Raw genomic sequence first — 24,811 nt, 5'->3', positions numbered from 1 at the left:
TCACGGCCACGAATATGAGATCGCCCATAATTGCCACCCGGTTTGTTGTTGCGATTTCTGCTCTTTGCTCAGAAGCGTTCCGGCTTCACGAGGGCGTAGAACAGGTAGACGAAGAGGCCGATGGCGCAGAGGCCGGTCAGCCAGGTCATGACGGCAGCGGTCACGGTTGAGCTCCCTCAGATTTTGGGGAAGCCAAGGACTGCAAAACGCAGATCGGCGTTCGCGGGTCGGCCGTAAGCTGCGGTGAACGTGGTTTGAGTTTCGGAGATGGAAAATCGTGCAACATGCCTACCGGCTCCATTTTCAGGTCGTATTGCCGGCGAGCATTTAGTGCGTCGCATGTAAGAGTAGTGCTGCGTTTTTACGGCCCCCCGTAAGGATGGCGTAAAGAACCCGAAAAAAGCGGATTGGCGGTCGAGCAGCGTCAACGAAATCTTGCGTCGTGTATGCTCTTCACGTTGCGCCATTTGGTAAGCATGGGCGCAAACCGCAATCACCCGGCACGTACCTTATGTGGTTCTTACGACGACAGATCAAAACTATATGCCACGCTTACACCCGATCGCTTACGCATTGCTCGATTCTTTACGAATCAATCGGTTGAAAAGCACCGAGTGTTGGGGGGCTAAGTCGGCATGAATGGAGATTTTCGTGTCCCCACCTCGTCATAGGCGTTGGTCAACTAACCGTGCTGACAACGAACATCGAAATCGAGGTCCGGCATCTTCGCTATGTCGTGACAGCCGCAGAGCAAGGTAGTTTCCGAAAGGCTTCCACCAAGCTGGGGGTGCGAGAGTCAACGATCAGTCGACAGATCAGAGATCTCGAAGACGCGCTCGGCTCAAGCCTTTTCATCCGACGGTCCTCCGGGGTGCTTCTTACGCAGGCCGGGGAGAGCTTTGTCGAGCGGGCGCAATGCGCACTCACGCAGATTGAGTATGCGATCTGTGATGTTGGCGCGATCGGTCGCGGTGGCCATGGAGTCATCCGCATCGGCCTCCTTTCGTCGCTGGCGACCGGGTTCGTCGCGAACCTGATCGAACGCTACAGCAAACATCACAAGGAGGTGCAGCTCGAGTTTCTCGAAGCCGACCATGCCGAACTCATTCCGGCGATCCGTCGACATCAACTCGATATGGCGTTCATAACGGAGCCGCTGCAAATTGAGGACTTCAGTTCAATTCGACTTTGGACAGAGCAAGTATATGTTATCTTATCGAAGCATGATCTTCTCGCGTCTCGATCGGAAATCGTTTGGGACGACATACGCCAGCGACGCTTCGTTGTGACCGAGGTCGCGCCAGGACGGGAGGTCGAGGCGCTCCTTGTTCGCAACCTCTCTTCATTAGGCTATCGTCCTCATATTCTGCGGGATCGAGTGTCTCGCCAGACGTTGATGCAGCTCGTCGCTTGCGGTCGAGGCATTACCCTCGCGAGCGAATCCGTAATCGAAGCGCAATTTCCTGGCGTTGTGTACCGGCCGCTGAGTGGATGCTCCCTTCCGTTCTGCGGGATATGGTTGGACGAGAATGACAATCCTGCCTTTCGGCGGCTATTGAGCGTGGCAAACACCTTGTCCAAGGCGCGCGGGGGCTTGGCGAGGAGTGACTCCCGTACTTCGTAGTCTATTACAAAATCAACGGATATTGCTTCGGAAGTACCGTCTTTATGCGATCCTTACGGATCATAGGAAGATAAGGCGCCGCTTTTACGCCCCCCCTCTTACTTCTCGCGTGCATCAACCTTCAAACAAGGGGAATGCACCCATGAGAACTCCCGTGTCACGATCGCGTATTCTGTGTGAGCGGCGACCCCGCCGTCCTGCCTGGCAAGCGCTCTTGTTACTCGGTAGTTGCGGGGCGCTTTTCAGCGCGGGCGCTTATGCGGACCCGCTTCCGAGCCCCAGCTTCTCGGGTCCGCTCGTGCCAAACCCTAATCCCCTAACGGTTGATGCAGGGCCATTCGGATCTGTCGCCGTCACCGGCCAAGTGAGCGGGATCGGCGCTCTCCAGAGTCATGCAACCCACGCCGGCGGGATCGGCAATCAAGATGGGTTCGTCGATCTGAGCAATGCACAGGTCGAAATCCAGACAACCCAGGGGCCGGTGCAGTTCTACGTTCAGGCTGGCGCATACTCATTGCCGTCGCTGGGCTCGTCCTATCTGCAAGCGACCAAGGCAACGGATCAGTTGTTTGGCCCTGTGCCGGTCGCCTACGTGAAGGGGGTGATCACGCCGGAGCTGACGGTCATGGCCGGCCTACTACCGACTCTGGTGGGAGCGGAGTCGACCTTCACGTTCCAGAATATCAACATCGAACGCGGACTGCTTTGGAACCAAGAGCCGGCCATTAGCCGTGGCGTCCAGATCAACTATGCGCATGGGCCTTTCAGCGCGGCAGTGTCTTTGAACGATGGTTACTATTCCGGCAAGCTGAACTGGCTTTCGGGCACTTTGGGCTATGCAATCGACTCGTCGAATTCGATCAGCTTTGTCGGCGCTGGCAGCCTGTCGCGGAACGACAAGTTGTCAGTGGCGACTCCCGTGGCGCAGAATAACAGCAGCATCTTCAATTTCATCTACAGCCACGCAAGCGGGCCGCTGACGATCACGCCCTATCTGCAATACAGCCACGTCGGGCGTGATGACCAACTCGGCATCAATCGCTCGGCCGACACTTATGGCGGCGCGGTGCTCGTCAAATATGCGCTGAACACCGAATGGTCTCTCGGCGCGCGCGCGGAATATCTGAAGACGACCGGCGGGACGTGCGGGGCAGATGCCGACTGCACACCCACCAACCTGCTCTACGGGACAAAGAGCGACGCATGGTCGCTCACCGTCACGCCAACGTACCAGAAGGGCGTGTTCTTCGCGCGTGGAGAGCTGTCTTACACCCGGATCGGCAACCTTGAGGCTGGGCTCGGCTTTGGCCGCGACTACGCTCAGCGCGATCAGGTTCGCGCCCTGGTGGAGACCGGCATTCTGTTCTGAGGGGGGCGCCGCCGCCGCCCGACAACCATGCCGGCTGGCGGCGCGCAGATGATCAATCACAAGCAAAGGAGATGGAGTATGAACTCCGATAAGTCCGATGACCCTGACGGTGATTCACAGCAGCGTTTTTTCATGGCCCCCGACCATTTGGGCCATTGGGTCGTTCAAGACCTATCCTGTGGCCGATCAGGCTATTTCATCAACCGAGAATGGGCGAGAAAATTCGCCCTCTCCGAAAATGGGCATCGACCCGACCTGATCGTCGAGCTTCCCCAAGCGAGCGCGCTCCTCTTCCGGCAGGTTGCTTTCCACGACGACAATCTATCGAAGGGCGGAGCGCCCGCCCATCGGAAGGCGGCCTGACATGCTTGCACGCAGCAAAGAAGATAGCACATCGCCCGTGGCGAACGCCTATGACCTGTCCGGCGCGACTTATGGCAGCTATGCGGATGGCGATACGTCGAATCTATTCCGTTTTAGTGGCACGCACGGCTACGCCGACCGCCAGGTCTGGGCTTGCGTCACGGCCAAGCTGTCCGAGATACGCCTGTCAGGGACAACCTCCCTTAGCGTTCTCGACGCGGGATGCGGCCCGGGCACTTGGCTAAAGCGCCTGGTAATCAGTGCAAAGGAAATGGGCTTCGTCGAAATCTCCGCCCGCGGATTCGATGTTTCCGCCGAGCAGATCCAGCAGGCCCGCGTGAATTGCCGTCGCCTCTCGTCTCTTCCCGGCGTAAGGCTGGAATTTACTGTTGGCGACCTGACCCACGCTCTTCCCGAGGCCGACGACAGCACTGATCTTACGCTGTGCCTCTACAGCGTGCTCAGCCATATTCCTCCTGCGGAGTTGCCGTCGGTCGCCAGGGAACTTGGGCGAGTCACGCGCGGCAGCTTCATCACGACCGTCCGCCCGATTGGGAGCATGGCGTCTGGACTTGTCGCCGCGATCGATGACGTGCGCCGGCTTCGCCATGATCAGCGGCGAAATTGGTGCGAAGTAGAACTCGCGGATGGCGGCCGCGCGGCATTCAGTTTTCATCTCTTCTCGACTGCCGAACTGGAATGCCTCTTCCAAGGCATTTTCAAGATCGAGAATCTTGAAGGATTGGATTTCTTTCATGGACGCTTCGCAGCCGACTCACGGTGGAATCCGCCTAGCCAAGACCTTCCACATGTGCTGGCGGTAGAGCTTGCCAACATGGAGAAGAGCTTCTCAGGCAAGCCCGAATATAATGATCACGCCAATCACCTGCTTCTGGTCGGTCGCAAGGTGCCACAAGGCCGCCGATCAGACAGCCAACAGCCCCGCCCCAAGCTCACGCTGCGCTCGCTGAGGCCCTGATCCACTCATTGCGGAGGCGACGGTGGATTGGCTCGGCATTCTTGTCTTTCTGACGGCCGTCGGCGCTCTGATGGTCGCCGCATGGCGCTGCGGACTGTACGAGGCCAAGCCACCGTTCGACCCGACGATAGGGTTCCGCGATCCCGACCGCGATTATTGGGAGCTGTATCGTGCTCGACACGTCGACCAGCCGCAGACGGCCGAGATGACTGAAGGCGTCAAAGCGCGTTCAGTCGCAGATGATAACGACGAAACCTCACATTGATGGCTTCCTATTTGTTGATCAGCCGGTAGCCGACGCACCGTTCGGTTTTCAGGAGATGTTGATCAGCAGAGCGACCCGACATTTTTACCCGAAGATTGTGGATGACGCGTCGTAACGCCATCCGGCGCGCTCCGGTCGATTCCCCCCAGACGCTTCTCTCAATGTCGCGGAACAGCAAAACACCACCGTGGCCTTGTGCCAGAATCCAGAGAGTCCGGTATTCGACGTCCGTCAGTGCGATCGTTCGCCCCTCGACGTGAGCGCGGGGGTGATGCAGGTCGAGACGGACAGCGCTTTCACCGTCTGGGATAGCCAGACCATGCTGCCGCCAGACTGACCGGAACAACAGTCCGGTACGCGCTACTAGGTCTGATTCTAGGAAGGGCGCTTCGAGGCAGTCGATCCCAGAGTTAACCGCATGCGCAACGGCGTTTTGATCGCCGTTCTGGAGAACGAACAATACAGGCAGCTCGGAGCGAACGCGACGGAGAGAAGCACACCAGGTCAACTCCGCTTCGCTGCCCGACAGCACGGCGACATCGTATTGATGTCGGGCGAGCGCCCCGAGCGCAGGCCGCGGTTCCTCGAAGGGAGCCGCCTTATAGCGGACACGCTGTAAAATTCGGGCGATATAGCGCCGGATGCCCGCGTCAGATGCGACTATCGGGACAGCCGCGTATCCATCCAGAGCGACCTGCGGCCATCGGAACACACCGCTTCCATCTTCAAGCGCGGCGCTGCGCACGCCACTCGCCGGAACGGTTGTCGGTGCGATGGCTGCTGCGAAATCTGCCTGTTTGGCGAGATTGAGGGGCGAGCGACTGCTACCGGATCTGCTGCGAGATATTTGGCCTTGGCGTATTTGCATTTACGGCCACGCCCTGAGCACGGCTGAGCTAATCAGCATCAGAACAAGCATGGCTAGGCCATGATCCCAGATGCACAAGCTCGCGGGGGGAATTGGCTGTCGCTTGAACAGGGCTGCGCCGAACACCATCAGCGCCGAAAACCCGAACATCAGGTGGATCAAGCTTAGGAAGAGGAGTGGTCTGTGCTGATCAATGATCAGCGTCGGGGAACTAAATAAGATGATGAAAGCGACCTGACGCTTGAGCAACCGTAATTGTGTACGTGAGCGCTCATCGGGGTCACGTAACACTTTGAGCCAACGACATGGATCGCGCGCGTGCCGCATGGATGCACGGTTAACATCGGCAATCTCAAGACAGCGCAAGATTTGGGGCGGTTCTGTAAGAACCGTATAGGGAAAGTCGCGATCCGGCTGAAGCGTCCTGTCTCATAGGGTCGGAAAATTTGATGCCGTCTTTACTTGGAGACGGCTAGGCATGTTCAAATTCCTCGATCCCACTCAACCGAGTCATGGTCTTCCATCTCGATGCTGCATCACGCCTGACGCTCCGCCGCTTTTCCACGAAGCTGGCGATTTCGGCTGTCATCGGAACATACGGTAAGGCCGGCTATCTCACGGCGGTCTCGTTCTGGATCGGGCTCTATTCGGCATTTTGCGTGGCCTTCGCCCTGATCCTGAAAGAGCGCTTTTTGCAGCGGGACGGATTCAATCATTGGGATGAAGCGTTGTGGCTATTGGTTGTGGCGCTCGGAGCGCATATCGCCAAGGGCTTTGTACATTAACTGCGCAGCGAATGCTTATTCGCACCAACTGGGCCGATGGACTTAGGTATCTGCTTTTCCGGCCCCCATAGAACGTCGCGCCTTCGCAAAAGCCCGATCAGTGGCGATGAAGCGCTGCAACATGGGTACTATCAGCCGAATGGGATCGGTTGGTGGATGATTGGTCTCCCGACCAAGGATCTCGGCATAGGCCGCAAGATCGCGATGGAGGCTGGCGGGCAGTTCCAGCGTCACCTTGACCGGTTTTTCGTCGGCGATGGGGCCTAGTTTCAGCTTTGTCATGTCAGCTCCCGTAAGGCTCGAGGATGAGATCGCGCGTGACGATGACCCGGACCGGGAAGCCTGGCCGGATCGTCAGCGTCGGGGCCACCCGGAGCTGACGCCGAATGATTTGCTGGCCGGCGTCGTTGATCGTGTCCTGGCCGCCGTTGCGGATGGCGCGGAGAAGCCGGTCGTCGTCGTCGACGGCGAGTTCAGAGCCGACGGACAGCAAGGTCGAAAGTCCTGCGGCCTTGGCGAGATCCCACCAGTGATAGTCGACGCTATCTTCCAGGCCCGCATAACCCATCGGATCGGCGCCGGGCTGGCGCTCGAGCACGATGGAACGGCCGTTCGGGAAGATCAGACGGCTCCACACAAGCAGAACACGACGCTGTCCGTAGCCAACGTCATTGCTGTATTCACCGATGATGCGGGTGCCTTGCGGAACGAGGAGGATGTGGCCGGTCGGACTGTCGTAGATGTTCTCGGTCACCTGCGCGGTGATCTGGCCCGGCAGATCGGAGCGAATGCCGGTAATGAGGGCGGCCGAAATGACGGCGCCGGCCTGCAGCACATAGGGCGACACGGGCGCCATGACTCGATCGGCGGCGACGGTACGACGATCGACAGGCGCGTTGAGGAACGCAAGCTGGCGATCCTGCGCTGTGGGAGCACCAGGCTGCGGGATAGCTCCAAGGCCGGCAAGACCGGGATTGGTCATGCCTGCGGGCGTCGCCGGCGTCGATCTCGGCCCGCTTTGGAAGAACACGCGGCTGGTGCGTGCCGCTTCGATCTCTGCGAGACGACGTTGCTCTTCGGGGTCAACGCGCGGCGTCGCCGACATCGCGGGCGGCGTAACGGGCTGGCCGCGGTTCTGCGCCTTGACGATGGGGCGGCCGAGGTCTCCGGGCAGCGCCGGACCGAGCACGGGACCGGTGTAGTCGCGAGGCAATCCCGCGAGCCCGTCGGCGGTCGCTCGGTTGTCCGTCGAATAGAGTTCCTCGGCGGCTTTGCCGTGGTCGCGGGTCTGGAGCGCGTAGATGAGCGCTCCACCGACACCGATGCTGGCGACAAGGCCGACACTTGCCAGGACCTTGCGCGACAGGCGCGTGACGCGCGGCGGTTCGGCGCGCAGGCGCATGGGCGCGGTTGAATCGGCGGCGGGCGCCGATTGGTGCTGCGGTTCGGGGGTGTCGTTCTCGGTGTCGCTCATGATGCAGGCTTCCCATCGGTTCGCACGATCCTGACGGTCTGCTGCCGGTCGCCGCTGCCGAGGCGCAGCTCCGCGGCGCCGAAGATGCGGTCGACGATCAGGATGTTGTGGTAGATGCGGCTATTGACGATCTGCGCTTCGCCGTCGGAGCCGAGGACGAAGATAGGCGGCATCTCGCCCTGCGCGATCCCGCGCGGAAACTCGACATAAACGCGCCGCCCGTCATCATAGACGCCGACCGGCCGCCACGGCGGCGTGTCGCCAGTGATGCCATATCGGTAGTTACGCGCGGTAGCGGCGGGGATGATCGGCATCGCCGGGACCTTCGTGCGCTGCCACGCTGGAGGCGCGGGATAGGCCCATGCGACGGCCGGCATGTAAGGCGTAGTGCCCGCTCTCAGCTCGAGCATGTACATGCGTCGATCGGTCGTGATGACGAGGTTGGTCGTGATGTCGGTGCGCGTCGGCTTCACCAGGATGTGGACGCGACGCGACAGGCCCGCTCCGCTTTCGGTATCACCGATAATCCAGCGGGCGGTGTCGCCGGCGGCGATCGGACCGGCGCCGGTCAGGCTTTCGCCCGGCTCGAGCGCGATGTTGGTGATCTGACCGGGAGCGGCATAAACCTGATAAAGCGCGCCTTCACTCCACGGATAAATCTGGATCGCGTTGTAGTAGCCCTCGCGTCGTGGTTCGACGCGGGCGGCGGCATTGGCGTTTTGAACCCGACCGGTCGGCGTGCTGGCGGCGCTTCCGCCGTGCGCGGGCGCCCAAGCGGGCGGCGTCTGGAGAGGACGCGGCGGTTGCTCCGTCACCGGCGCCGGCACGGCCGGCAGCGGCGGCACGTCGTTGTCGTAGCTGATTGAGGGCGGCTTATATGTCGCGCATCCGGCCAGCATGGTTGCTGACAGGAGCGCAATCGCCAAACCGGAAAGACGGAAAGACGGAGAACCGGAGATGCGGAAGGTGGCGCTCATTGGGACATCTCCCGCGACCAGGAGATGGCGTTGACGTAGATCCCGAGCGGATTGGCGCGCAGCCGCTCGGCGTCGCGGGGCGTCTGGATGACGATGGTGAGGATCGCGGTCCAGCGCTCGGAGCCGGCGAGCTGGCCGTTCTCGTAACGCTTTTCAGTCCAGGCGACGCGGAAGGAATCCGGCGAGGCGCGCAGCACGCTGGAGACTTCGACGGCGATCTGCTGGCGGCCGACCTTGGTGAAGGGATCGTTGGCGCGCGCATAGTCATTGAGCGACGCGGCGCCGCGATCGGTCGTCCACTCGTAAGCGCGCAGCCAGTTTTGACGGACGATGATGGCGTCGGCCGGGATCGAGCGGACCTGCTCGATGAAGCGGGCGAGATGCCAGGCTACCTGCGGATCGGTCGGGCGATAGTCGGCTGTCGCCGGCGCAACCGATTGGGCCTGGCCAAGGCGATCGACCTGCACGACCCATGGCACGACGGTGCCGCGTGCGGACTGCCAGACGAGGGCAGCGGCGAAGCCGGCCGAGAGGACCAGAGAGCCGAAAGCCATGAAGCGCCAGTTCCTGGCCTGCAGACGGGCCGAACCGATGCGCTCGTCCCAGACCTGTGCGGCCTTTTGATAGGGCGTCTCAGGTTCGGGAGATTTACCGTAGTGGGCGGCGGGTCGTTTGAAGAGGCTCATGAGCGGTCACTTTCGGAAAGGTTGACGGAAGAGCCGCCGCCATGGCTGTCGCCGGATTTGACGGCGTGGGCGGCCAGCGTTGTTCCATGCGCGAGGGACTGGTGGCGCTTCATGCGCTTGGCCCAGTCAGGCGGGCCGGCGCCATGCGCCGCGGCTGCCTCGCTCGCTGCTCCAGAGCCTGGGATCGTGCCCATGGTCGAGGAGCCACCGGTCGCGCCGAACGTCGCCCTGGCACCATCGGAGAAGCTGGACTTGACGCTCTCGGCCGCGCGCGAAGCCGCGCGCTTCAACGGCGAGGCCGTCGCTGAGCCGGCAGCACGGGCGACGCCGCCAAGGCCGGAAGTGACGCCGGCAGCGCCGGACTGGCCGAGTGAGGCGACGCTATAGGCCGCGGCGGCGCCACCAGCAGCGGACGCGCCACCACGCACGGCGGCCGCGCCACCGGACATCGCTGCCGCCCCTCCCTTCAGGGCAAGGCCCGCGGCCCCGCCTGCGGCGAGCGCGGCGCCACCGACCGCGAGACCGGTGCCGACCGCCGCGCCGGCGCCGAGCTGGGGACCGCCACTGACAAGACCGGAGGCGATGCCAGGGCCGAAGATGCCGAGGCCGAGCAGCGAGAGCGCGGCGAGAACGACAGCCATGGCGTCGTCGATGGTGGGGGTCTGCCCGCCGAAGCCTTGCGTGAATTGGCTGAAGAGCGTCGAGCCGATACCGATGATGACAGCGAGGACCAGCACCTTGATGCCAGAGGAAATGACGTTGCCGAGCACGCGTTCGGCCATGAACGCGGTCTTGCCGAACAGACCGAACGGGATCAGCACGAAGCCGGCGAGCGTCGTCAGCTTGAACTCGATCAGGGTGACGAAGAGCTGCACCGCCAGGATGAAGAAGGCGAGGATGACCAGCGCCCAGGCGAAGAGCAGGCAGGCGATCTGGATGAAATTCTCGAAGAACGAGATCCAGCCCATCAGGTCGGAGATGGATTCGAGCAACGGGCGCGCGGCGTCGAGGCCAGTTTGGGCGACCTTACCGGGCCGCATCAGGTCCTGAACGGAGAAGCTCGTTCCTGATCCCTTCAGGCCGAGGCCGGCGAAGGATTCGAAGATGATCCTGGCGAGGTTGTTCCAGTTGCTGATCAGATAGGCGAAGACGCCGACGAACAACGTCTTCTTCACCAGGCGGGCGATGATGTCGTCATCGGCGCCCCAGCTCCAGAACAGGGCCGCGAGCGTTACGTCGATGACGATCAAGGTCGTCGCGATGAACCCGACTTCACCGCCCAGGAGGCCGAAGCCGGAATCGATATAGGAGGTGAAGACCCCGAGGAAATTGTCGATGACGCCTGCGCCGCCCATGGTTCACTGTCCTTCAGACGACGGGGCAGCAGGCGACGGCGACCGGCCGAGGAAGCGGTCGCGGGTCTGCGCCCACACGCGAATGCATTCGGGGTCGCTGGCGGCGGCCTGACCAAGCTGCTGGCACCGGCGTTGTCCCTCGCGCAGCGGATCTCGCGCGGGTTCGACAGCACGGGCGGGCTCCGCGACCGGAGTCGTTTCTTTCCGGGTCATCTCGATCGCGGTCGCGGTGAGGGCGATCGCGACGAAGACCAAGGCGCCCAACCGGGCCAGCATCTTGCTGTCCATGGTTGCGTCCTCAGTTGCCGTTGCCGAACATCCGGGCGTTGCCCGGCTGGTAGCCGGAGCCCGGCGTCAGGAATCGGCGACGCTGCTCACGGCCCTGGTCGGCGGCGGTCGCACGTTCGGCCTCTGTGATGGCGGAGGCGCGGCCGTTCGCCGAGATCACAGCGACCAGGTCGGAGAGCTGCTGGGACTGAAGCGCGAGGAGTTGATTGCCGGCCTGCGTCGCTTGCAATGCGCCGGTCGCGCCCTGGCTCTGACTGACGAGCGAGGACATCTCGGTGCGGTTGCTGTCGATATTCGTGACGACGCCGGCCTGCACGCGCATCGCGTCCTGCAAGCCGCCGACGGTCGTCTGCCAGCGCGCGCGAGCGTCCGACACCAATTGAGCGTCGGTCGAAGAGAGCGACACCCGCCCGTAACGCTGCTGGAACATCTGATCGACGTTCTGGACGTTGAACGCGATGTTCTGCGCTTGCTGCAGGAGCTGCTGAGTGCGCTGCACATTCTGCTGGAGCTGCTGCAGCGAGTTGTACGGGAGGCTCGCGAGGTTGCGCGCCTGGTTGATGAGGCTCTGCGCCTCGTTCTGGAGCGAGCGGATCTGATTGTTGATCTGCTCGAGCGAGCGCGCCGCGGTCAGGACGTTTTGTGCGTAGTTGGTGGGATCGTAGACGATGCCACCGAAGCCGAATTGCGCGTGCGCCGGTGCGATCAGCATCGGCGATGCGGCAAGCGGCATCGCCAGGAGGAAGGCCGCGAGCGACAGCGCGCGCGGACGTGAACGGTGGGCAATCATGGTTGTGGCTCCTTTTCTGGCTGCTGGGGGATGAGGTTGCTGAGGTCCGGGATGAGATCGGCCGCCCACTCCGCGCCGCGCAGACGCAGCCAGGCTGCGAGGAAGCGGCCGCGGCCGTGCTCTTCGACGGTGCGCGCGATCTCGGTCTGGTCGGCCTTGGAGGATGCCGCGACGAGCGCGAGGCCGACTTCGGAGAGGCCCAGCTCGAAGAGCCGATTGCCCCTGCGGCTCTGGCAATAATAGTCGCGCTTGGGCGTGGCGCGCGCGAGGATCTCGATCTGCCTGTCGTTCAAGCCGAAGCGCCGATAGATCGCGGTGATCTGCGGCTCGATCGCGCGTTCGTTCGGTAGAAGCAGCCGAGTCGGGCAGCTCTCGATGATCGCCGGCGCGATGTCGCTGTTATCGATGTCGGAGAGCGATTGCGTGGCGAAGATGACGCTGGCGTTCTTCTTGCGCAGCGTCTTCAGCCACTCGCGGAGCTGGCTGGCGAAGGCGTCGTCATCGAGGGCGAGCCAGCCCTCGTCAATGATGAGCAGCGTCGGCGAACCGTCGAGGCGGTCGCCGATGCGGTGGAAGAGATACGAGAGCACCGCGGGCGCAGCGCCCGTGCCGACCAACCCCTCGATCTCGAAAGCCTGGACGGATGCGGAGCCGAGATGTTCGACTTCCGCGTCGAGCAGCCGCCCATAAGGACCGCCGACGCAATAGGGCCGCAGCGCCTGCTTCAGGTCGTTCGATTGCAGCAGGACCGTAAGACCGGTGATCGTGCGTTCCTCGACCGGCGCGGACGCCAGCGAGGTCAGCGCCGACCAGAGGTGCTCCTTCACGTCGGGCGTGATGGGGATGCCTTCGCGGGTGAGGATCGCGACGATCCAGTCCGCCGCCCAGGCGCGCTCCGGCGTGTCGTGGATGCGCGCCAGCGGCTGGAGCGACACCGAGGCGTCGACGCCCTCGGTGAGATCGCCGCCGAGATCGTGCCAGTCGCCACCCATGGCGAGTGCGGCCGCGCGGATCGAGCCGCCGAAGTCGAAGGCGAAAACCTGGGAGCCTTCGTAGCGCCGGAACTGCAAGGACATGACGGCGAGCAGCACGGACTTGCCGGCGCCGGTCGGTCCGACGACAAGCGTGTGGCCGACGTCGCCGACATGAAGAGAAAACCGGAACGGGGTCGAGCCCTCGGTCTTGCCATACAGCAAGGGGGGCGACCCGAAGTGCTCGTCCCGTTCCGGCCCCGCCCACACCGCCGACAGCGGGATCATGTGGGCGAGATTCAGCGTCGAGATGGGCGGCTGGCGCACGTTGGCGTAAACGTGCCCGGGCAATGAGCCCAGCCATGCATCGACGGCATTGATGGTTTCGGTCATGGCCGTGAAATCGCGGCCTTGAATCACCTTCTCGACGAGTCGCAGTTTCTCGCTCGCGATGCGCGGATCGGTGTCCCAGACCGTGATGGTCGCGGTGACATAAGCTTCGCCCGCGTAGTCGGCGCCGAGTTCCTGAAGCGCGAGGTCCGCGTCCACGGCTTTGTTAGACGCGTCGGTGTCAACGAGCGCGGACGCCTCGTTGGTCATCACCTCCTTGAGGATCGCGGCCATCGACTTGCGCTTGGCGAACCATTGCCGCCGGATCTTGGTGAGCAGCTTGGTCGCGTCGGTCTTGTCGAGCAGGATCGCGCGCGTCGACCAGCGATAGGGAAAGGCGAGACGGTTCAGATCGTCGAGGATGCCGGGCGTGGTCGCGGTCGGGAATCCGACGATGGTGAGAATGCGCAGATGCGCGGTCCCGAGCCGCGGTTCCAGGCCGCCGGTCAGTGGCTGATCGGCGAGCAGCGCATCGAGATAGATCGGGGTTTCCGGCACGCGGACGCGGTGCCGGTTCGTCGATACGGTCGAATGCAGATAGGTCAGCGTCTCGACGCTATCGAGCCAGGCGCATTCGGGCATGAATCCGTCGAGCAGCGCGATGACGCGATCGGTGCGATCGACGAAAGTCTTCAGCACCTCGTTCGGATCAATGCCGCCGCGCTCGCGGCCTTCATAGAGCCAAGCCTCCGTGCGCGCGGCGTCTTCGGCCGGCGGCAGATAGGTGATGGTGAGGTAGTAGCTGGAGACGTAATGCGCGCCGGCCTCCTCGAAATCGGCTTTGCGCTCGGCATCGAGCAGCGCGGAGGCGGCGTCGGGAAAGAGGCTCGACGGATAGGTCGACGCCTCGTGGCGCTGCGCCTCGACGAAGATCGCCCATCCGGTGCCGAGACGGCGGAAGGCATTGTTGAGCCGACCGGAGACGGCGACCAGCTCGGCGGCGACTGCCGAGTCGAGATCGGGACCGCGGAAGCGCGCGGTGCGCTGGAAGGAGCCGTCCTTGTTGAGGACAACGCCTTCGGCGACGAGCGCAACCCAGGGCAGATAATCGGCCAATCGCGTGGCAGTGCGGCGATATTCGGCGAGGTTCATCATGGCAGCGCGCCTCCTCAGACGGACAGGTGAGCGGGGATGCGCAGGTGACGGCGGCCGACCTCGACGAAGAGCGGGTCGCGCTTGGCCGCCCACACCGCCGCGAAATGGCCGATGGCCCAGATCGCCAGGCCGACGAGCCAGAGGCGGAGGCCGAGTCCGACGGCGCCGGCGAGCGTGCCGTTCATGATGGCGATCGCGCGCGGGGCACCGCCGAGCAGGATGTGCTCGGTCAGCGCCCGGTGAACCGGGACGGTGAATCCCGGGACTTCGGCAAGCTGTTCGAGAACGGCCGTCATCAGACCAGCGCCCCGCCGCCGAATGAAAAGAACGACATGAAGAAGCTCGACGCGGCGAAGGCGATCGACAGGCCGAAGACGATCTGGATGAGCCGGCGGAAGCCGCCCGAGGTGTCGCCGAACGCGAGCGTCAGGCCAGTGACGATGATGATGATGACGGCGATAATCTTGGCGACCGGCCCTTCGATCGATTCCAGGATCGATTGCAACGGCGCTTCCCAGGGCATGGACGAGCCCGAGGCGTGCGCGGCCTGCGTGAACATAAGGGTGAGGGCAACGGCCGCGGCCGCATTGGCCATGGTGCGGCAGCCGCGCGAAAGCGTGCGGATCATGATGGTTCTCCTGTTGGGTTGGGGGTCGCTGGCGTGGTGCGGTAATCGCCGTCAGGGCCGAGGCCCTCGACGCGGGCAAGTTCCGCGAGCCGGCGCTGCGCGCCGCGGCCCGACAGGACAGCGACGAGATCGATCGTCTCGGCGATCAGGGCGCGCGGGACAGTGACGACGGCTTCCTGGATGAGCTGCTCAAGACGGCGCAGTGCACCGATGCCGGTGCCGGCGTGGATGGTGCCGATGCCGCCAGGGTGACCGGTGCCCCAGGCTTTGAGGAGATCGAGCGCTTCGGAGCCGCGGACCTCACCGATGGGGATGCGATCGGGGCGCAGGCGCAGCGAGGAGCGGACCAGCTCGGAGAGCGTGGCGACGCCATCCTTGGTGCGCATCGCAACGAGGTTCGGCGCGCTGCATTGGAGCTCGCGCGTGTCTTCGATGATGACGACGCGGTCTTCGGTCTTCGCGACCTCGGCCAGCAGCGCGTTGGTCAGCGTCGTCTTGCCCGTCGACGTGCCGCCCGCAACCAGAATGTTGGCGCGCGAGGCGACGGCGTCGCGGAGGACCACGGCCTGATCGGCCGACATGATGCCGGCGACCACATAGTCGTCGAGGGTGAAGACAGCGACGGCGGGCTTGCGGATCGCGAAGGCCGGCGCTGCGACGACGGGCGGTAGTAAGCCTTCGAACCGCTCGCCGGTCTCCGGCAGCTCGGCTGAGACCCGAGGGCTGCGCGGATGGACCTCGGCGCCGACGTGGTGCGCGACGAGGCGCACGATGCGCTCTCCGTCAGCCGCGGACAGCCGTTCACCCGTATCGGCGAGTCCCTCGGACAGCCGATCCACCCAGAGGCGACCGTCCGGGTTCAGCATGACCTCGACGACGGAGGGGTCTTCGAGCAGATGTGTGATGGTTGCGCCGAGCGCGGTGCGGAGCATGCGCGCACCGCGCGCGAACGCCTCCGGCTTCTGGCTGGTAGTGGTCACTTCTGCCCCGCTTTCTCACGGGGCTGAAAAGATGATCCCCGGATCGGGGCGATTAAAAGAGCCCTGAATCAGGACACTTCAACAAATATCGGTCGTAGTAGTAGCGTAGCGTGCAAATACAGGAGAACGGCGGCGCGGCGCTGATCTTGATCGAGCGTCGGTAGATTCTATGAGGCGCCCTCAACGTCGGTGGTGGGCGACTCGCCGACATCTTCCGAAATCTCCTGCCGAAGTTTCGGGCCTTGCGCCAGACGACGTCCAAGCGCCGAGATGAAGCCTTCGTATCGCTCTGCCGCCTTGGCGCGCGCCGCCTGAGCTGCGGGCTCTGGAAGCGCTGGCGTGGTGGCCAGCCAGAACCGAATGAAGACGGCCATCGTTTCGACGGTGATGCCGACATCGCGCTCCATGCGCGTGAGACGGCGATCGATCTGGTCGAGGCGCTTACCGACCACAGCTTCGCGCCGTTCGGCATCGTCCGGCGACAGAAACGAGGCAATGGCGGCCTCGGCGATCAGCGACAGCGATTGCTCGCGCCGCGCTGCGTAGTCGGACAACAGCGCCATGACCTCGGGGTCGAGATACACGGAAATCTGCGCCTTTTTCTTGCGTCCCGTCACGGCGCTACAGCTCCATGCCATCGTTCGGATCGAGCGAGACCTGGCGGGCGACGCCCCGCATGACGCGCGTCATGCGTTGATTGCGCGTGGCGTCATCCTCGGTCTCGTCAGGCAGATCGATCTCGAACTCGTTGTCGATCGGCGCCTTCTTCTCGACGGGCTTCACCCGGTTGAGCTCGGGCTGGTGACGACGCTCGGACTCGGTTGGATCTTCATCTTCGCCCACGCTCGACACCTCTGCGGCCTCGTTGCCGGTGTCGGGACGCGTCGGGATCGGCAGCTTGCTCCAATCATCGGGCCGACCCTCGGCGGGTCGCGCCAGTTCGGGCGGCGCGAGGATGCGCTCCTTGAAGCGGGCGTCTTCGTAATAGCGCGCCTTCTTCGCGCGGATCGGCGGCGTGCCGGCAACCATGACGATCTCATCGGTGGGCGGAAGCTGCATGATCTCGCCTGGCGTCAGGAGCTGACGCGCGGTTTCCGAACGCGACACCATGAGATGGCCAAGCCAGGGCGATAACCGATGGCCGGCATAGTTCTTCATCGCGCGCATCTCGGTCGCGGTGCCGAGCGCATCGCTGACCCTTTTCGCCGTTCTTTCGTCGTTGGTGGCGAAGGAGACGCGGACATGGCAGTTGTCGAGGATGGAGTTGTTTGGGCCGTATGCCTTCTCGATCTGGTTCAGCGACTGCGCGATCAGGAACGCTTTCAATTGATAGCCCGCCATAAAGGCCAACGCGGACTCGAAGAAGTCGAGGCGACCGAGCGCGGGAAACTCGTCGAGCATGAGCAACAGGCGATGACGCCCGGCCTTCGCCTGCAGGTCCTCGGTGAGGCGCCGCCCGATCTGGTTGAGGATGAGGCGGATGAGCGGCTTGGTCCTGGCGATGTCGGAGGGCGGCACGACGAGGTAGAGCGTCGTCGGCCGAGCGCCGCCGACCATATCGGTGATGCGCCAGTCGCACCGCCTGGTGACTTCGGCCACGACCGGATCGCGGTAAAGGCCAAGGAAGGACATGGCGGTCGACAGGACGCCGGAGCGTTCGTTGTCCGACTTGTTGAGGAGTTCGCGCGCCGCGCTCGCGATGACGGGGTGAGGTCCCGCCTCGCCAAGGTGGCTGGTCTTCATCATCGCAGCCAGCGTCGACTCGATCGGGCGCTTCGGATCAGAGAGAAAGCCCGCGACGCCGGCGAGTGTCTTGTCGTCCTCGGCATAGAGGACGTGGAGGATCGCGCCGACCAGCAGCGCGTGGCTGGTTTTCTCCCAGTGATTCCTCTTTTCGAGCGAGCCTTCGGGGTCGACCAGGATGTCCGCGATATTCTGAACGTCCCTCACTTCCCATTCGCCGCGGCGCACCTCGAGCAGCGGATTGTAGGCTGAAGATTTCGGGTTGGTCGGATCGAACAGCAGCACCCGGCCGTGCCGGGCGCGAAAGCCGGCGGTGATCTGCCAGTTCTCGCCCTTGATGTCGTGAACGATGGCTGAGCCCGGCCAGGTCAGCAGCGATGGCACGACCAGGCCGACGCCCTTACCCGATCGTGTCGGCGCGAAGCACAGAACATGCTCCGGGCCGTCGTGGCGGAGATAGTCGCGCTCATAGCGTCCAAGCACGACGCCATCAGGGCCGAGCAGTCCGGCCGACTTCACCTCCCCCTTTTCGGCCCAGCGCGCGGAACCGTAAGTCTCGGCGTTCTTCGCTTCGCGGGCGCGCCTCACGGACATGCCGATGGCGACAGCGATCGCGATGAACCCGCCCGACGCCGAGATCATGCCGCCCTTGGCAAAGATCTCCGGCGCATAGGCGTCGTAGAAGTACCACCACCAGAAGATCGTGGGCGGATAGTAGATCGGCACGCCCGACAGGACGAACCAAGGCTGGCCTAGTTGCGCCTGAAAGCCGAGGCTCCAGGCGACATACTGCGTCGCGGCCCAGGTGGTGATGAGCACGATTAGGAAGACGACCGTGATTTGCCCCCAGAGGATTTTGGTCGCTGACATGCGGCGGTTCTTTCTTGATTGGCGTTAAAGGCCGAGCCCGCGCTTTCGGCCGAAGCTCCAGTCGACGCCGCCGTCGTTGCGGCCGATGCCCGAGACATGGCGTCCGAGATGCTTTTCGAGTGACGGCGACCACGGCACGAGCTGGAAGCCAAGGCCGTCGTCGATCATGGCGAAGCGACCCGATGCCAGCGACAGGCGCCTCCGGTATTCGCCCGCGACATACTCTCCGGTCCCTGCCGGCTTGAACGGTTGGCCCGTCTCCGTCGCGAGCTTGCTGGCAGCGGCCTCAATCTCGCGGCGGCGGAGCGTGTCGATCAGGTTGCGAGTGAAGGTGACGCTGCTGCCGCGACGTTCAGCCAGACCTTGCCCGATAAGGTGTTCGGCACGCTTCTCCATCGCTTGCCGCACTTCGGCGCCGAACCCGGCCTCGGACGTGGCAACGGGCTCGCGCGCGATAGCCTGACGGTCGAGCCAAGTCGCGCCGCTGGCCGTCACTTGACCGCCGAGATCGAGATCCGAACGGACAGCAAGCGCAACACGGCGCTGGCCGCGCGCGTCATCGAATTTCCGCAGCTCGACGATGGAGCCCGGCGTGCTGTCGCCGGCGGCGTCGAGATCGGAGAGCTTGATGTGATGGCTGCGGCCATCCACGCCGTCGACCACGGCATAGGCCGTGCCCTTCAGCTCGTCGTCGAGGCCGCGCGCCACGAGCCGCCCGACGATCGGCGTGTCAAGGCTTTCGGCCGCCAGAACGAAGTTCGCGGAGCCGCGCTCGATGCCGCGATCCGTCAGCGCACGGTGCATACGCTTGATGATGTCGCCGCGCCCGCCGAGCTCGCGCATCGTCGCCTCGGCCTTGTCGTCGATCATCCATTGGCCGGGCCCGATTTCGCTGGCGAGGCCGAGGCTTTCGAGCTTGCGCAGGCGGCCCACCTTCTCGACGCTATAGGCGTCCGGCTGGCGGCCGGCCTCCGGCGCGACGTCGATGACGCCGGTCTTGCCGGCGTCGCGGACGAGCTGGCGATCGAGCTGCGTCCAGCGCTCCGCCTCGATCTGGCTTTCCAGGGAGCGGCGGATGTCGAGGTCCGTGCGCGGCCCCAGCTCCTGCGTGATGAGACCGCGCGCCCGGTCGCGCATCCCCTCCTTGATGTAGTCGCGCGAGATCACGAGGTCCTGGCCGTCCTCGCGAACGCCGCGCACGATCAGGTGGACGTGGGGATGCTCGGTGTTCCAGTGATCGACGGCCACCCAGTCGAGCCGGGTGTCGAGATCCTTCTCCATCTGCGAGACCAGGTCGCGCGTGAAGGATTTGAGGTCCGACATCTCCCCGGCGTCGTCCGGTGAGACGATGAATCGGAAATGATGGCGATCGTCCTCGCACCGCTCCGCGAAGGCACGCCCATCCGCTTCCTCCGTTCCCGACCCGAACAGGCGCGCCTTCTCTCCGTCCCGGGTGACACCATCGCGGCGCAGATAATTGAGATGCGTGCCCAGCGGCGCGGCGCGAGCCGAATGTCGGACGACGCGCGCCTTGATGACTGCGCCGCGCGTGCGTACGGTGATGAAACGGTTCGCCTGGACGCTGGCGCGCTGGCCGCGTCCAAAGCGGGACCGGCTCGCCGACACGACGCGGCCTGAACGAGACACGCCGCCGGCCTTCTTCGCCGCGGCGAGCGCCTGCGCGATGAACGGTCTGGCGGACTGCGCTTTGGTCGAGCGGATGCGCCCAGGCCGGATGCGAAACTCGTGGTCATCGGCCATGACGCCGGCCTGCAATGTGCGAAAGATCGAAAAGATGCAGCGTCTTAAGGCTGAGCCGCACATTGCGCGCCAGCGTGGCAATGTGCGCAGCGCGCGAGAAAATCCAAGAAAAACAACCGCCCAACCGACGCACAATGTGCGCGCTTTTATCCTGCCATCGTGCGGTTGTTTTGGCTGCCTCCCTCCCGTCCGCTCTCCATACTGCGCAGCGATACGAGAAAGCACGAAGGATGCTTGCCGTGCTCATCGTGGCGCGTCCTGGTCGGAGCGTGCGACGACAACGGGCGCAGCCGGTGTTTCGGTGCGATCGGGCGGACGCGCCGTGACGGAGGATCGGCTGTCGTCCGAATGCTCACGGTTCGACGGTGGAACCGCAGAACGGGCGTCGGCGGAACGCACGACGAAGAGCGGCGCCTCACGCCAATCCGGCAGCCGTGGCGGTGCAATGGGCGGTGCGGCGGACGGCGATGTCGCGCCGAGCTGGGGAGCAATCAGCGCGACATAGGCCCGCGTTTCGGCGGGCAGAGCGCGGCCGGTCTGAAGGTGCTCGTCATAACGGCCGGGGCCTGCATTATAGGCCGCCAGCATCGCCGGAATCGTACCATAGCGATCGTACATCTCGCGCAGATAGGCTGTGCCCGCGAGGATGTTGTCGCGTGGATCATAGGGGTCGCAGCCAAGGCCATAGCGCAGCCGAAGACCGGCCCAGGTGTCGGGCATGACCTGCATCAGGCCCATCGCGCCGGCCGACGAAATGGCACGCACATCGCCGGCGCTTTCGGCGCGTTTGACGGCGATGATCCATCCTTCAGGAACGCCGAAGCGTTGCGAGGCTTCGGTGACGAAGGCTGCATGCGGATCGATGGAGACCGTGCGCGGCGCCGGGACGGATTGCGCCAGAGCAGCGCTGATGCCGCTCGTCTCGACAAGCATGCCGCAAAGGAGAAGGAGAGCCATGCGGCGGGTGGATTGATGCCGCCCGCGCGCACTCCGTTGGCTCGTCGATGATCGGCGAGCAAACATCGATCAGTCCTTCTCGGCGCGGTCGCGCGGACGCGACCAGTGCAGCGACCAGGACGTCTTGTCGTCGCCGTTCTGGAAGAGGTTGGCGCGGATCGGCTGCGCGAACGTGGGGTCGTCGAGCTGGATCGAGACGAAGTCGCCCGCCTTGTCGCTGGAGCGTTTCCAGCCGGCGCCGATCTCCGGGCCTTCCTCGCTCTCGGCGTGAACGCGGTAGTCCGGCGCGTTCTCGGTGTCGCTGGCTTCGGCCGTCACGATCGCGACGGCGAGGTCGAGGCTGAGCGTGCGGATGCGCCCGGAATAACCGGACTTCAGCTTCGTGAACTCTCCGATCTGTGTCATGCGATACTCCTGTCTTTCGTGGTGCGGTGATGAGAAGAGCGACGGTGCGAACGCCGCCGGTCGCGCGCTCACCGCGTCGACGCGCGCCATTCGAAACGCCCGGTTCCCTCCTCGTCGGTCCACAGCGGGACGGCGCGGCCGATGATCTGGTCGGAGTCGGTGAGCCCGAAGTAGCGGCCGTCCATGCTGTCGCTGACCTGCCAGTTCATCAGGAAGGCTTGGCCTGTCGGGATGCGGCGGCACCCTTGCCAGATTGGCAGAGGGCGCCCGATACGATCGCGCTTGAGCGCCGCGCCGACTTCGACGCCATCGACGGTGATGGTGAGGTTCGAGCGGCAGACGGTTTGCCCGGAGACGCCGAGAATTCGCTTCAACAGCGGAACGCCCTTCGGCAGGTAGCCGCGCTCGGCGAGAAAGGTCGCGAGCGGCTCGGGCGCGTCGACGGCGACAAGATCGGTGACTTCGAACGGCCCATCGAAGTCGATCGTGTAGAAGCCGATCGGTGCGCTGGCAGACGCGTTCCACATCAGCTTGGTCGGCATCGGCGTGAGCGCCGGATAGCCGACGCCTATCGTCGCGAACGCCATGACGAGGAAGAGTCCAGAGCGCATCACAGCTCGATCCTCCGGCGCAGGAGGAAGGCGCGATGCTGGTCGAGCGTGTAGGCGCGCGGCTGATGGCCTGCGGCCATCCGGTTATGGACGTGCTGCCAGTGTTCCGGCGAAACCGCGTCCGCCTCGATGCCGATCGCTTCGATTGCATCGACGTGGCGGAGCACATCTTCGACCTTCGGCCAGCCGTCGATCTTCAGCAGGATTTCGCCGCCGGGCCGCACGAAGGGCAACGTCTGGTAGCGCTCGCCCGGCTGGACCGCGCGCACGATGTCGATGCGCGAGATAATGGTACCAAAGTCGTTCGCCGCCCAACGCACGAAAGCGAACACGGTGTTGGGGCGGAAAGAGACGACGCGCCGGCGGCGGTCGAGGATCTGTTCGTGCGCCTCGCGACCGAACCTGATCCAGTATTCGATCTTCTTCTCGATCCACGTCAGTTCGACGTGCGTCATGTCATCGTGCGAGAGCGCCGACGGCGTCGGGCCGCCGCGCACGCGGGGAGCCGCGATGCCGGTCATGAGGGGTCTCCTTCGGTCGGGGGGAATTCGCGCGCGAGCAGCTCGCGCAGCATGTCGGCGACAGTGACGCCCCGGCGGAAGGCGGCGATCTTGATCCGCCCCCGCAGCTCGGGTGTTACGTCGATGGTGAGGCGAGCGGTGAACGCGGTGACGTCGGTCGCGCGCGGCGCGGTGTCGGCGGCCTTGATCCATTGATCGGGGTCGGCGGGTCGCGCGGCAAAGCTGCGGCGGGATGATCGCTCGGTCATTGAGCGCCCCCGCCGATCCGAAGGCGGATGAGTTCGTCAGCAAGCGCCGCGATCTCGCGTGCGGCTGATGTGGCGTCGTCGAGTTCGGCAGCGAGGAGGCCCGTCTGCGCCGCTGCGGCGAAGGCGATGCGCTGGCCGATGGTGGTCGCGAGAACTGGTGGATCGTGATCGGCGAGGGTTTCGGCCGTCTCGCGGGCAAGGATGGTGCGCGCGCCGCAGCGATTGAGCGCAAAGCGCGCGACCAGCTCCGGGCGGTAGATGCGCGCCTCTCGCAGCAACGCCAGCATCTCGGCCGAGGCCCAGCCGTCGAGCGGCGACGGTTGCACCGGGATCAGGACGAGATCGGCAGCAAGCAATGCCGAGCGCATAAGCGCGGCGATGCGCGGCGGTCCGTCGATGACGACGTGATCGACATCCTTCGCCAGTTCCGGCGCTTCGCGATGGAGCGTGTCGCGCGCCAGGCCGACGACGCCGAAGAGGCGGGGCAGTCCCTCATGGCTGCGCTGTTGCGACCAGTCGAGCGCCGAGCCCTGCGGGTCCGCGTCGATGAGCGTGACGCGCTTACCGCGGGCGGCGAGCTCGCCAGCGAGGTTGAGCGCAAGCGTCGTCTTGCCAACGCCGCCCTTCTGATTGAGGAACGCGACGATCATCGCGCACCTCCGGGCCGCCCACCGAACGGAAGCTGGTCGGCCGCCAGCGGCTCGCTTCCCTCCCGGCCCGCTTTGGCCGAGGGAGCGCCGAAGGCCAGCATTCCGCCTGTGGCGCGGAGGTTGTTCGCGGCGTTGCGGATGAGATTGTCCACATCGCGCACGCGCTCTTCAAAGTTAGATTCTTGGTTAGTCTCTAAGTTAAGGGCGCGATTCCGCGCGTGATTTCCATAGCTTAGGCGTGGTTTGGGTTCCCGATAGCACGAGCCTCGGGTTCCCGATGGCACGATAGTGCGGGTTCCCGATAGCACGATCGTTCCCACAGCTTTTCCACAGGCCGCCAGAGGCTCGAAGGCGAGCAGCGTGCGTCCGCTGATTTCCATTTCGAGTGAGAGGGCGTAGCCGGGCAGCGGTTGGCGCCGCACGATGTCGCGCAGTTCGAAGGCGAAGCGTTTGAACGGCGACAGGCTGCCGGATTTGAGATGGAGATGACGTAGGTCGAAGCGCCAGCCATCGCGCTGGCGGCCGCCGTGCTTACGCACGACGCGGTAGAGCCAGCGGTCGAGACCGCCGGTGAGATCGAAGTAAGCGGGGTCGATGGTGAGGACGAGCGCGTCGTCCAGCACGGCCTTGTAGAACCAGTCCGGAACGATCAGCTCGATGCCGTCAGGGCGGCCATTGCGATCGGTGCGCTCCTGCCATTCGTTAATCCAGGAGAACCGATGTCGGCGCCCCTCGGTCGGCTGACGGATTGACGTCGCGACGGTCGTCGATTGCAGGCGATCCAACGCGGCCTTCAGCCGCTGATAGTCGCGCAGTGAAGTGCCGCGTCCGACGTAGTTCAGAATCTCATACGGCGTCGCCGCCATCAGGCGCGAGGTGCGTAGTCCGGCGTCGCGCGCCTCGACGATCTGGCTCGCGGCCCAGATCAGGATGTCGGCATCCCAGATCGTCGCCATGCCATGGTCGGGCACGGCTTCGACGCGAATGGTGACGTCGCCGGATGAAAAATCGATGGGGGCGACGCGGTGGGATTTGGAGAGGGAGAAAAAGGGGTAGGCCATGAGATCCTGCGCGTCTCGTGGCGCGAAGTCACCGGGGCGCGCTCGAAACAGATCGAGCTGTCCGCGCTCCGAAGGGTATCGACGCCGCACCGCCATG

The 24,811-nt window shown here is 64.2% G+C and carries 29 protein-coding genes; 6 read left to right on the top strand and 23 right to left on the bottom strand.

The annotated features are described in order from the left end of the window. Positions 1–68: 68 nt before the first annotated feature. Entirely contained in the window at positions 69–164 is a 96-nt protein-coding gene (gene kdpF, locus QO011_RS15590; protein ID WP_307273627.1) for a K(+)-transporting ATPase subunit F, read from the bottom strand. Between the two features lie 524 nt (positions 165–688). On the opposite strand from kdpF, the gene QO011_RS15585 reads away from it, so the two are divergent. From QO011_RS15585 to QO011_RS15565, 5 genes are all read left to right on the top strand, one after another. Then, the gene (locus QO011_RS15585; RefSeq protein WP_307273625.1) at positions 689–1,624 is read left to right on the top strand and encodes a LysR family transcriptional regulator; all 936 of its coding nucleotides are present in this window, start codon (positions 689–691) and stop codon (positions 1,622–1,624) included. A 298-nt stretch (positions 1,625–1,922) separates the two neighbouring features. Then, positions 1,923–2,993: an outer membrane beta-barrel protein gene (locus QO011_RS15580; protein WP_370881962.1), complete on the top strand. Its 1,071-nt coding sequence runs from the start codon at positions 1,923–1,925 to the stop codon at positions 2,991–2,993. Positions 2,994–3,071: 78 nt separating this feature from the next. Then, positions 3,072–3,356 (top strand): hypothetical protein, encoded by a 285-nt coding sequence (locus QO011_RS15575; RefSeq protein WP_307273620.1) that lies wholly within the window; start codon positions 3,072–3,074, stop codon positions 3,354–3,356. Between the two features lies 1 nt (position 3,357). Further along, positions 3,358–4,335 (top strand): class I SAM-dependent methyltransferase, encoded by a 978-nt coding sequence (locus QO011_RS15570; protein WP_307273619.1) that lies wholly within the window; start codon positions 3,358–3,360, stop codon positions 4,333–4,335. Positions 4,336–4,357: 22 nt separating this feature from the next. Next, positions 4,358–4,600, top strand: a complete 243-nt coding sequence (locus tag QO011_RS15565; RefSeq protein WP_307273618.1) for a hypothetical protein — start codon at positions 4,358–4,360, stop codon at positions 4,598–4,600. Between the two features lie 7 nt (positions 4,601–4,607). Here the strand turns inward: QO011_RS15565 and QO011_RS15560 are convergent, their stop codons facing one another. After that, complete coding sequence (locus tag QO011_RS15560; RefSeq protein WP_307273616.1) at positions 4,608–5,345, bottom strand: response regulator transcription factor; 738 nt, start codon at positions 5,343–5,345, stop codon at positions 4,608–4,610. A gap of 635 nt (positions 5,346–5,980) precedes the next feature. On the opposite strand from QO011_RS15560, the gene QO011_RS15555 reads away from it, so the two are divergent. After that, positions 5,981–6,253: a hypothetical protein gene (locus QO011_RS15555; RefSeq protein ID WP_307273614.1), complete on the top strand. Its 273-nt coding sequence runs from the start codon at positions 5,981–5,983 to the stop codon at positions 6,251–6,253. A gap of 42 nt (positions 6,254–6,295) precedes the next feature. On the opposite strand, the gene QO011_RS15550 is transcribed toward QO011_RS15555, so the two are convergent. The 21 genes from QO011_RS15550 to QO011_RS15450 form a co-directional block, all read right to left on the bottom strand. After that, positions 6,296–6,535: a DUF2274 domain-containing protein gene (locus QO011_RS15550; protein ID WP_307273613.1), complete on the bottom strand. Its 240-nt coding sequence runs from the start codon at positions 6,533–6,535 to the stop codon at positions 6,296–6,298. 1 nt (position 6,536) lies between these two features. Continuing rightward, positions 6,537–7,727: a TraB/TrbI/VirB10 family type IV secretion system protein gene (locus QO011_RS15545; protein WP_307273611.1), complete on the bottom strand. Its 1,191-nt coding sequence runs from the start codon at positions 7,725–7,727 to the stop codon at positions 6,537–6,539. Further along, complete coding sequence (trbG, locus tag QO011_RS15540; RefSeq protein ID WP_307273609.1) at positions 7,724–8,704, bottom strand: P-type conjugative transfer protein TrbG; 981 nt, start codon at positions 8,702–8,704, stop codon at positions 7,724–7,726. The genes QO011_RS15545 and trbG overlap by 4 nt, the downstream gene beginning before the upstream one ends. Beyond that, positions 8,701–9,390: a conjugal transfer protein TrbF gene (gene trbF / locus QO011_RS15535; protein WP_307273606.1), complete on the bottom strand. Its 690-nt coding sequence runs from the start codon at positions 9,388–9,390 to the stop codon at positions 8,701–8,703. The genes trbG and trbF overlap by 4 nt, the downstream gene beginning before the upstream one ends. Further along, positions 9,387–10,745, bottom strand: coding sequence for a P-type conjugative transfer protein TrbL (trbL, locus tag QO011_RS15530; protein WP_307273604.1), 1,359 nt, complete (start codon positions 10,743–10,745; stop codon positions 9,387–9,389). The genes trbF and trbL overlap by 4 nt, the downstream gene beginning before the upstream one ends. Positions 10,746–10,748: 3 nt before the next feature. Then, the gene (gene trbK-alt / locus QO011_RS15525) at positions 10,749–11,033 is read right to left on the bottom strand and encodes a putative entry exclusion protein TrbK-alt (protein ID WP_307273600.1); all 285 of its coding nucleotides are present in this window, start codon (positions 11,031–11,033) and stop codon (positions 10,749–10,751) included. Between the two features lie 10 nt (positions 11,034–11,043). Beyond that, complete coding sequence (gene trbJ, locus QO011_RS15520) at positions 11,044–11,823, bottom strand: P-type conjugative transfer protein TrbJ (RefSeq protein WP_307273597.1); 780 nt, start codon at positions 11,821–11,823, stop codon at positions 11,044–11,046. Then, the gene (gene trbE / locus QO011_RS15515) at positions 11,820–14,279 is read right to left on the bottom strand and encodes a conjugal transfer protein TrbE (RefSeq protein WP_307273596.1); all 2,460 of its coding nucleotides are present in this window, start codon (positions 14,277–14,279) and stop codon (positions 11,820–11,822) included. The genes trbJ and trbE overlap by 4 nt, the downstream gene beginning before the upstream one ends. Before the next feature lie 14 nt (positions 14,280–14,293). Then, entirely contained in the window at positions 14,294–14,575 is a 282-nt protein-coding gene (locus tag QO011_RS15510) for a VirB3 family type IV secretion system protein (RefSeq protein WP_307273594.1), read from the bottom strand. Then, complete coding sequence (locus QO011_RS15505; RefSeq protein ID WP_307273591.1) at positions 14,575–14,907, bottom strand: TrbC/VirB2 family type IV secretion system protein; 333 nt, start codon at positions 14,905–14,907, stop codon at positions 14,575–14,577. The genes QO011_RS15510 and QO011_RS15505 overlap by 1 nt, the downstream gene beginning before the upstream one ends. Beyond that, complete coding sequence (gene trbB / locus QO011_RS15500; RefSeq protein ID WP_307273589.1) at positions 14,904–15,887, bottom strand: P-type conjugative transfer ATPase TrbB; 984 nt, start codon at positions 15,885–15,887, stop codon at positions 14,904–14,906. Before trbB ends, QO011_RS15505 begins: the two co-directional genes overlap by 4 nt. Positions 15,888–16,054: 167 nt before the next feature. Next, on the bottom strand, positions 16,055–16,504 hold the full coding sequence (locus QO011_RS15495; protein ID WP_307273587.1) for a CopG family transcriptional regulator: 450 nt from the start codon (positions 16,502–16,504) through the stop codon (positions 16,055–16,057). A gap of 4 nt (positions 16,505–16,508) precedes the next feature. Further along, positions 16,509–18,500 (bottom strand): conjugal transfer protein TraG, encoded by a 1,992-nt coding sequence (locus tag QO011_RS15490; RefSeq protein WP_307273584.1) that lies wholly within the window; start codon positions 18,498–18,500, stop codon positions 16,509–16,511. Between the two features lie 24 nt (positions 18,501–18,524). Continuing rightward, positions 18,525–20,261, bottom strand: coding sequence for a relaxase/mobilization nuclease domain-containing protein (locus tag QO011_RS15485; RefSeq protein WP_307273581.1), 1,737 nt, complete (start codon positions 20,259–20,261; stop codon positions 18,525–18,527). Positions 20,262–20,504: 243 nt separating this feature from the next. Next, complete coding sequence (locus tag QO011_RS15480; protein ID WP_370881961.1) at positions 20,505–21,218, bottom strand: lytic transglycosylase domain-containing protein; 714 nt, start codon at positions 21,216–21,218, stop codon at positions 20,505–20,507. 69 nt (positions 21,219–21,287) lie between these two features. Beyond that, a complete protein-coding gene (locus tag QO011_RS15475; protein ID WP_307273579.1) occupies positions 21,288–21,623 on the bottom strand; it encodes a DUF736 domain-containing protein in 336 nt (111 codons plus the stop codon). A gap of 68 nt (positions 21,624–21,691) precedes the next feature. Beyond that, positions 21,692–22,237, bottom strand: coding sequence for a S26 family signal peptidase (locus tag QO011_RS15470; protein WP_370881960.1), 546 nt, complete (start codon positions 22,235–22,237; stop codon positions 21,692–21,694). Beyond that, on the bottom strand, positions 22,234–22,755 hold the full coding sequence (locus tag QO011_RS15465) for a DUF2840 domain-containing protein (protein ID WP_307273577.1): 522 nt from the start codon (positions 22,753–22,755) through the stop codon (positions 22,234–22,236). Before QO011_RS15465 ends, QO011_RS15470 begins: the two co-directional genes overlap by 4 nt. Beyond that, complete coding sequence (locus QO011_RS15460; protein ID WP_307273574.1) at positions 22,752–23,003, bottom strand: ribbon-helix-helix protein; 252 nt, start codon at positions 23,001–23,003, stop codon at positions 22,752–22,754. The genes QO011_RS15465 and QO011_RS15460 overlap by 4 nt, the downstream gene beginning before the upstream one ends. Beyond that, complete coding sequence (gene parA / locus QO011_RS15455; RefSeq protein ID WP_307273571.1) at positions 23,000–23,653, bottom strand: ParA family partition ATPase; 654 nt, start codon at positions 23,651–23,653, stop codon at positions 23,000–23,002. The genes QO011_RS15460 and parA overlap by 4 nt, the downstream gene beginning before the upstream one ends. Beyond that, positions 23,650–24,810 carry a replication initiator protein A gene (locus QO011_RS15450; RefSeq protein WP_307273566.1) on the bottom strand — a complete coding sequence of 387 codons (1,161 nt, stop codon included), beginning with the start codon at positions 24,808–24,810 and terminating at the stop codon, positions 23,650–23,652. The genes parA and QO011_RS15450 overlap by 4 nt, the downstream gene beginning before the upstream one ends. Position 24,811 lies beyond the last annotated feature (1 nt).

This window comes from Labrys wisconsinensis, assembly GCF_030814995.1.
Classification (GTDB): Bacteria; Pseudomonadota; Alphaproteobacteria; order Rhizobiales; family Labraceae; genus Labrys; species Labrys wisconsinensis.
The sequence above is the reverse complement of the archived record's forward strand: the minus strand, read 5'-3'. Positions and strand labels throughout refer to the sequence as shown.

Bases quoted from the DNA above. Each gene is read 5' to 3' on its own strand.
- QO011_RS15575 (WP_307273620.1), top strand. From the start codon at position 3,072: ATGAACTCCGATAAGTCCGATGACCCTGACGGTGATTCACAGCAGCGT.
- QO011_RS15570 (WP_307273619.1), top strand. From the start codon at position 3,358: ATGCTTGCACGCAGCAAAGAAGATAGCACATCGCCCGTGGCGAACGCC.
- QO011_RS15555 (WP_307273614.1), top strand. From the start codon at position 5,981: ATGGTCTTCCATCTCGATGCTGCATCACGCCTGACGCTCCGCCGCTTT.
- QO011_RS15550 (WP_307273613.1), bottom strand. From the start codon at position 6,535: ATGACAAAGCTGAAACTAGGCCCCATCGCCGACGAAAAACCGGTCAAG.
- QO011_RS15545 (WP_307273611.1), bottom strand. From the start codon at position 7,727: ATGAGCGACACCGAGAACGACACCCCCGAACCGCAGCACCAATCGGCG.
- trbG (WP_307273609.1), bottom strand. From the start codon at position 8,704: ATGAGCGCCACCTTCCGCATCTCCGGTTCTCCGTCTTTCCGTCTTTCC.
- trbF (WP_307273606.1), bottom strand. From the start codon at position 9,390: ATGAGCCTCTTCAAACGACCCGCCGCCCACTACGGTAAATCTCCCGAA.
- trbL (WP_307273604.1), bottom strand. From the start codon at position 10,745: ATGGGCGGCGCAGGCGTCATCGACAATTTCCTCGGGGTCTTCACCTCC.
- trbK-alt (WP_307273600.1), bottom strand. From the start codon at position 11,033: ATGGACAGCAAGATGCTGGCCCGGTTGGGCGCCTTGGTCTTCGTCGCG.
- trbJ (WP_307273597.1), bottom strand. From the start codon at position 11,823: ATGATTGCCCACCGTTCACGTCCGCGCGCGCTGTCGCTCGCGGCCTTC.
- trbE (WP_307273596.1), bottom strand. From the start codon at position 14,279: ATGATGAACCTCGCCGAATATCGCCGCACTGCCACGCGATTGGCCGAT.
- QO011_RS15510 (WP_307273594.1), bottom strand. From the start codon at position 14,575: ATGACGGCCGTTCTCGAACAGCTTGCCGAAGTCCCGGGATTCACCGTC.
- QO011_RS15505 (WP_307273591.1), bottom strand. From the start codon at position 14,907: ATGATCCGCACGCTTTCGCGCGGCTGCCGCACCATGGCCAATGCGGCC.
- QO011_RS15490 (WP_307273584.1), bottom strand. From the start codon at position 18,500: ATGTCAGCGACCAAAATCCTCTGGGGGCAAATCACGGTCGTCTTCCTA.
- QO011_RS15485 (WP_307273581.1), bottom strand. From the start codon at position 20,261: ATGGCCGATGACCACGAGTTTCGCATCCGGCCTGGGCGCATCCGCTCG.
- QO011_RS15480 (WP_370881961.1), bottom strand. From the start codon at position 21,218: ATGGCTCTCCTTCTCCTTTGCGGCATGCTTGTCGAGACGAGCGGCATC.
- QO011_RS15475 (WP_307273579.1), bottom strand. From the start codon at position 21,623: ATGACACAGATCGGAGAGTTCACGAAGCTGAAGTCCGGTTATTCCGGG.
- QO011_RS15465 (WP_307273577.1), bottom strand. From the start codon at position 22,755: ATGACCGGCATCGCGGCTCCCCGCGTGCGCGGCGGCCCGACGCCGTCG.
- QO011_RS15460 (WP_307273574.1), bottom strand. From the start codon at position 23,003: ATGACCGAGCGATCATCCCGCCGCAGCTTTGCCGCGCGACCCGCCGAC.
- parA (WP_307273571.1), bottom strand. From the start codon at position 23,653: ATGATCGTCGCGTTCCTCAATCAGAAGGGCGGCGTTGGCAAGACGACG.
- QO011_RS15450 (WP_307273566.1), bottom strand. From the start codon at position 24,810: ATGGCGGTGCGGCGTCGATACCCTTCGGAGCGCGGACAGCTCGATCTG.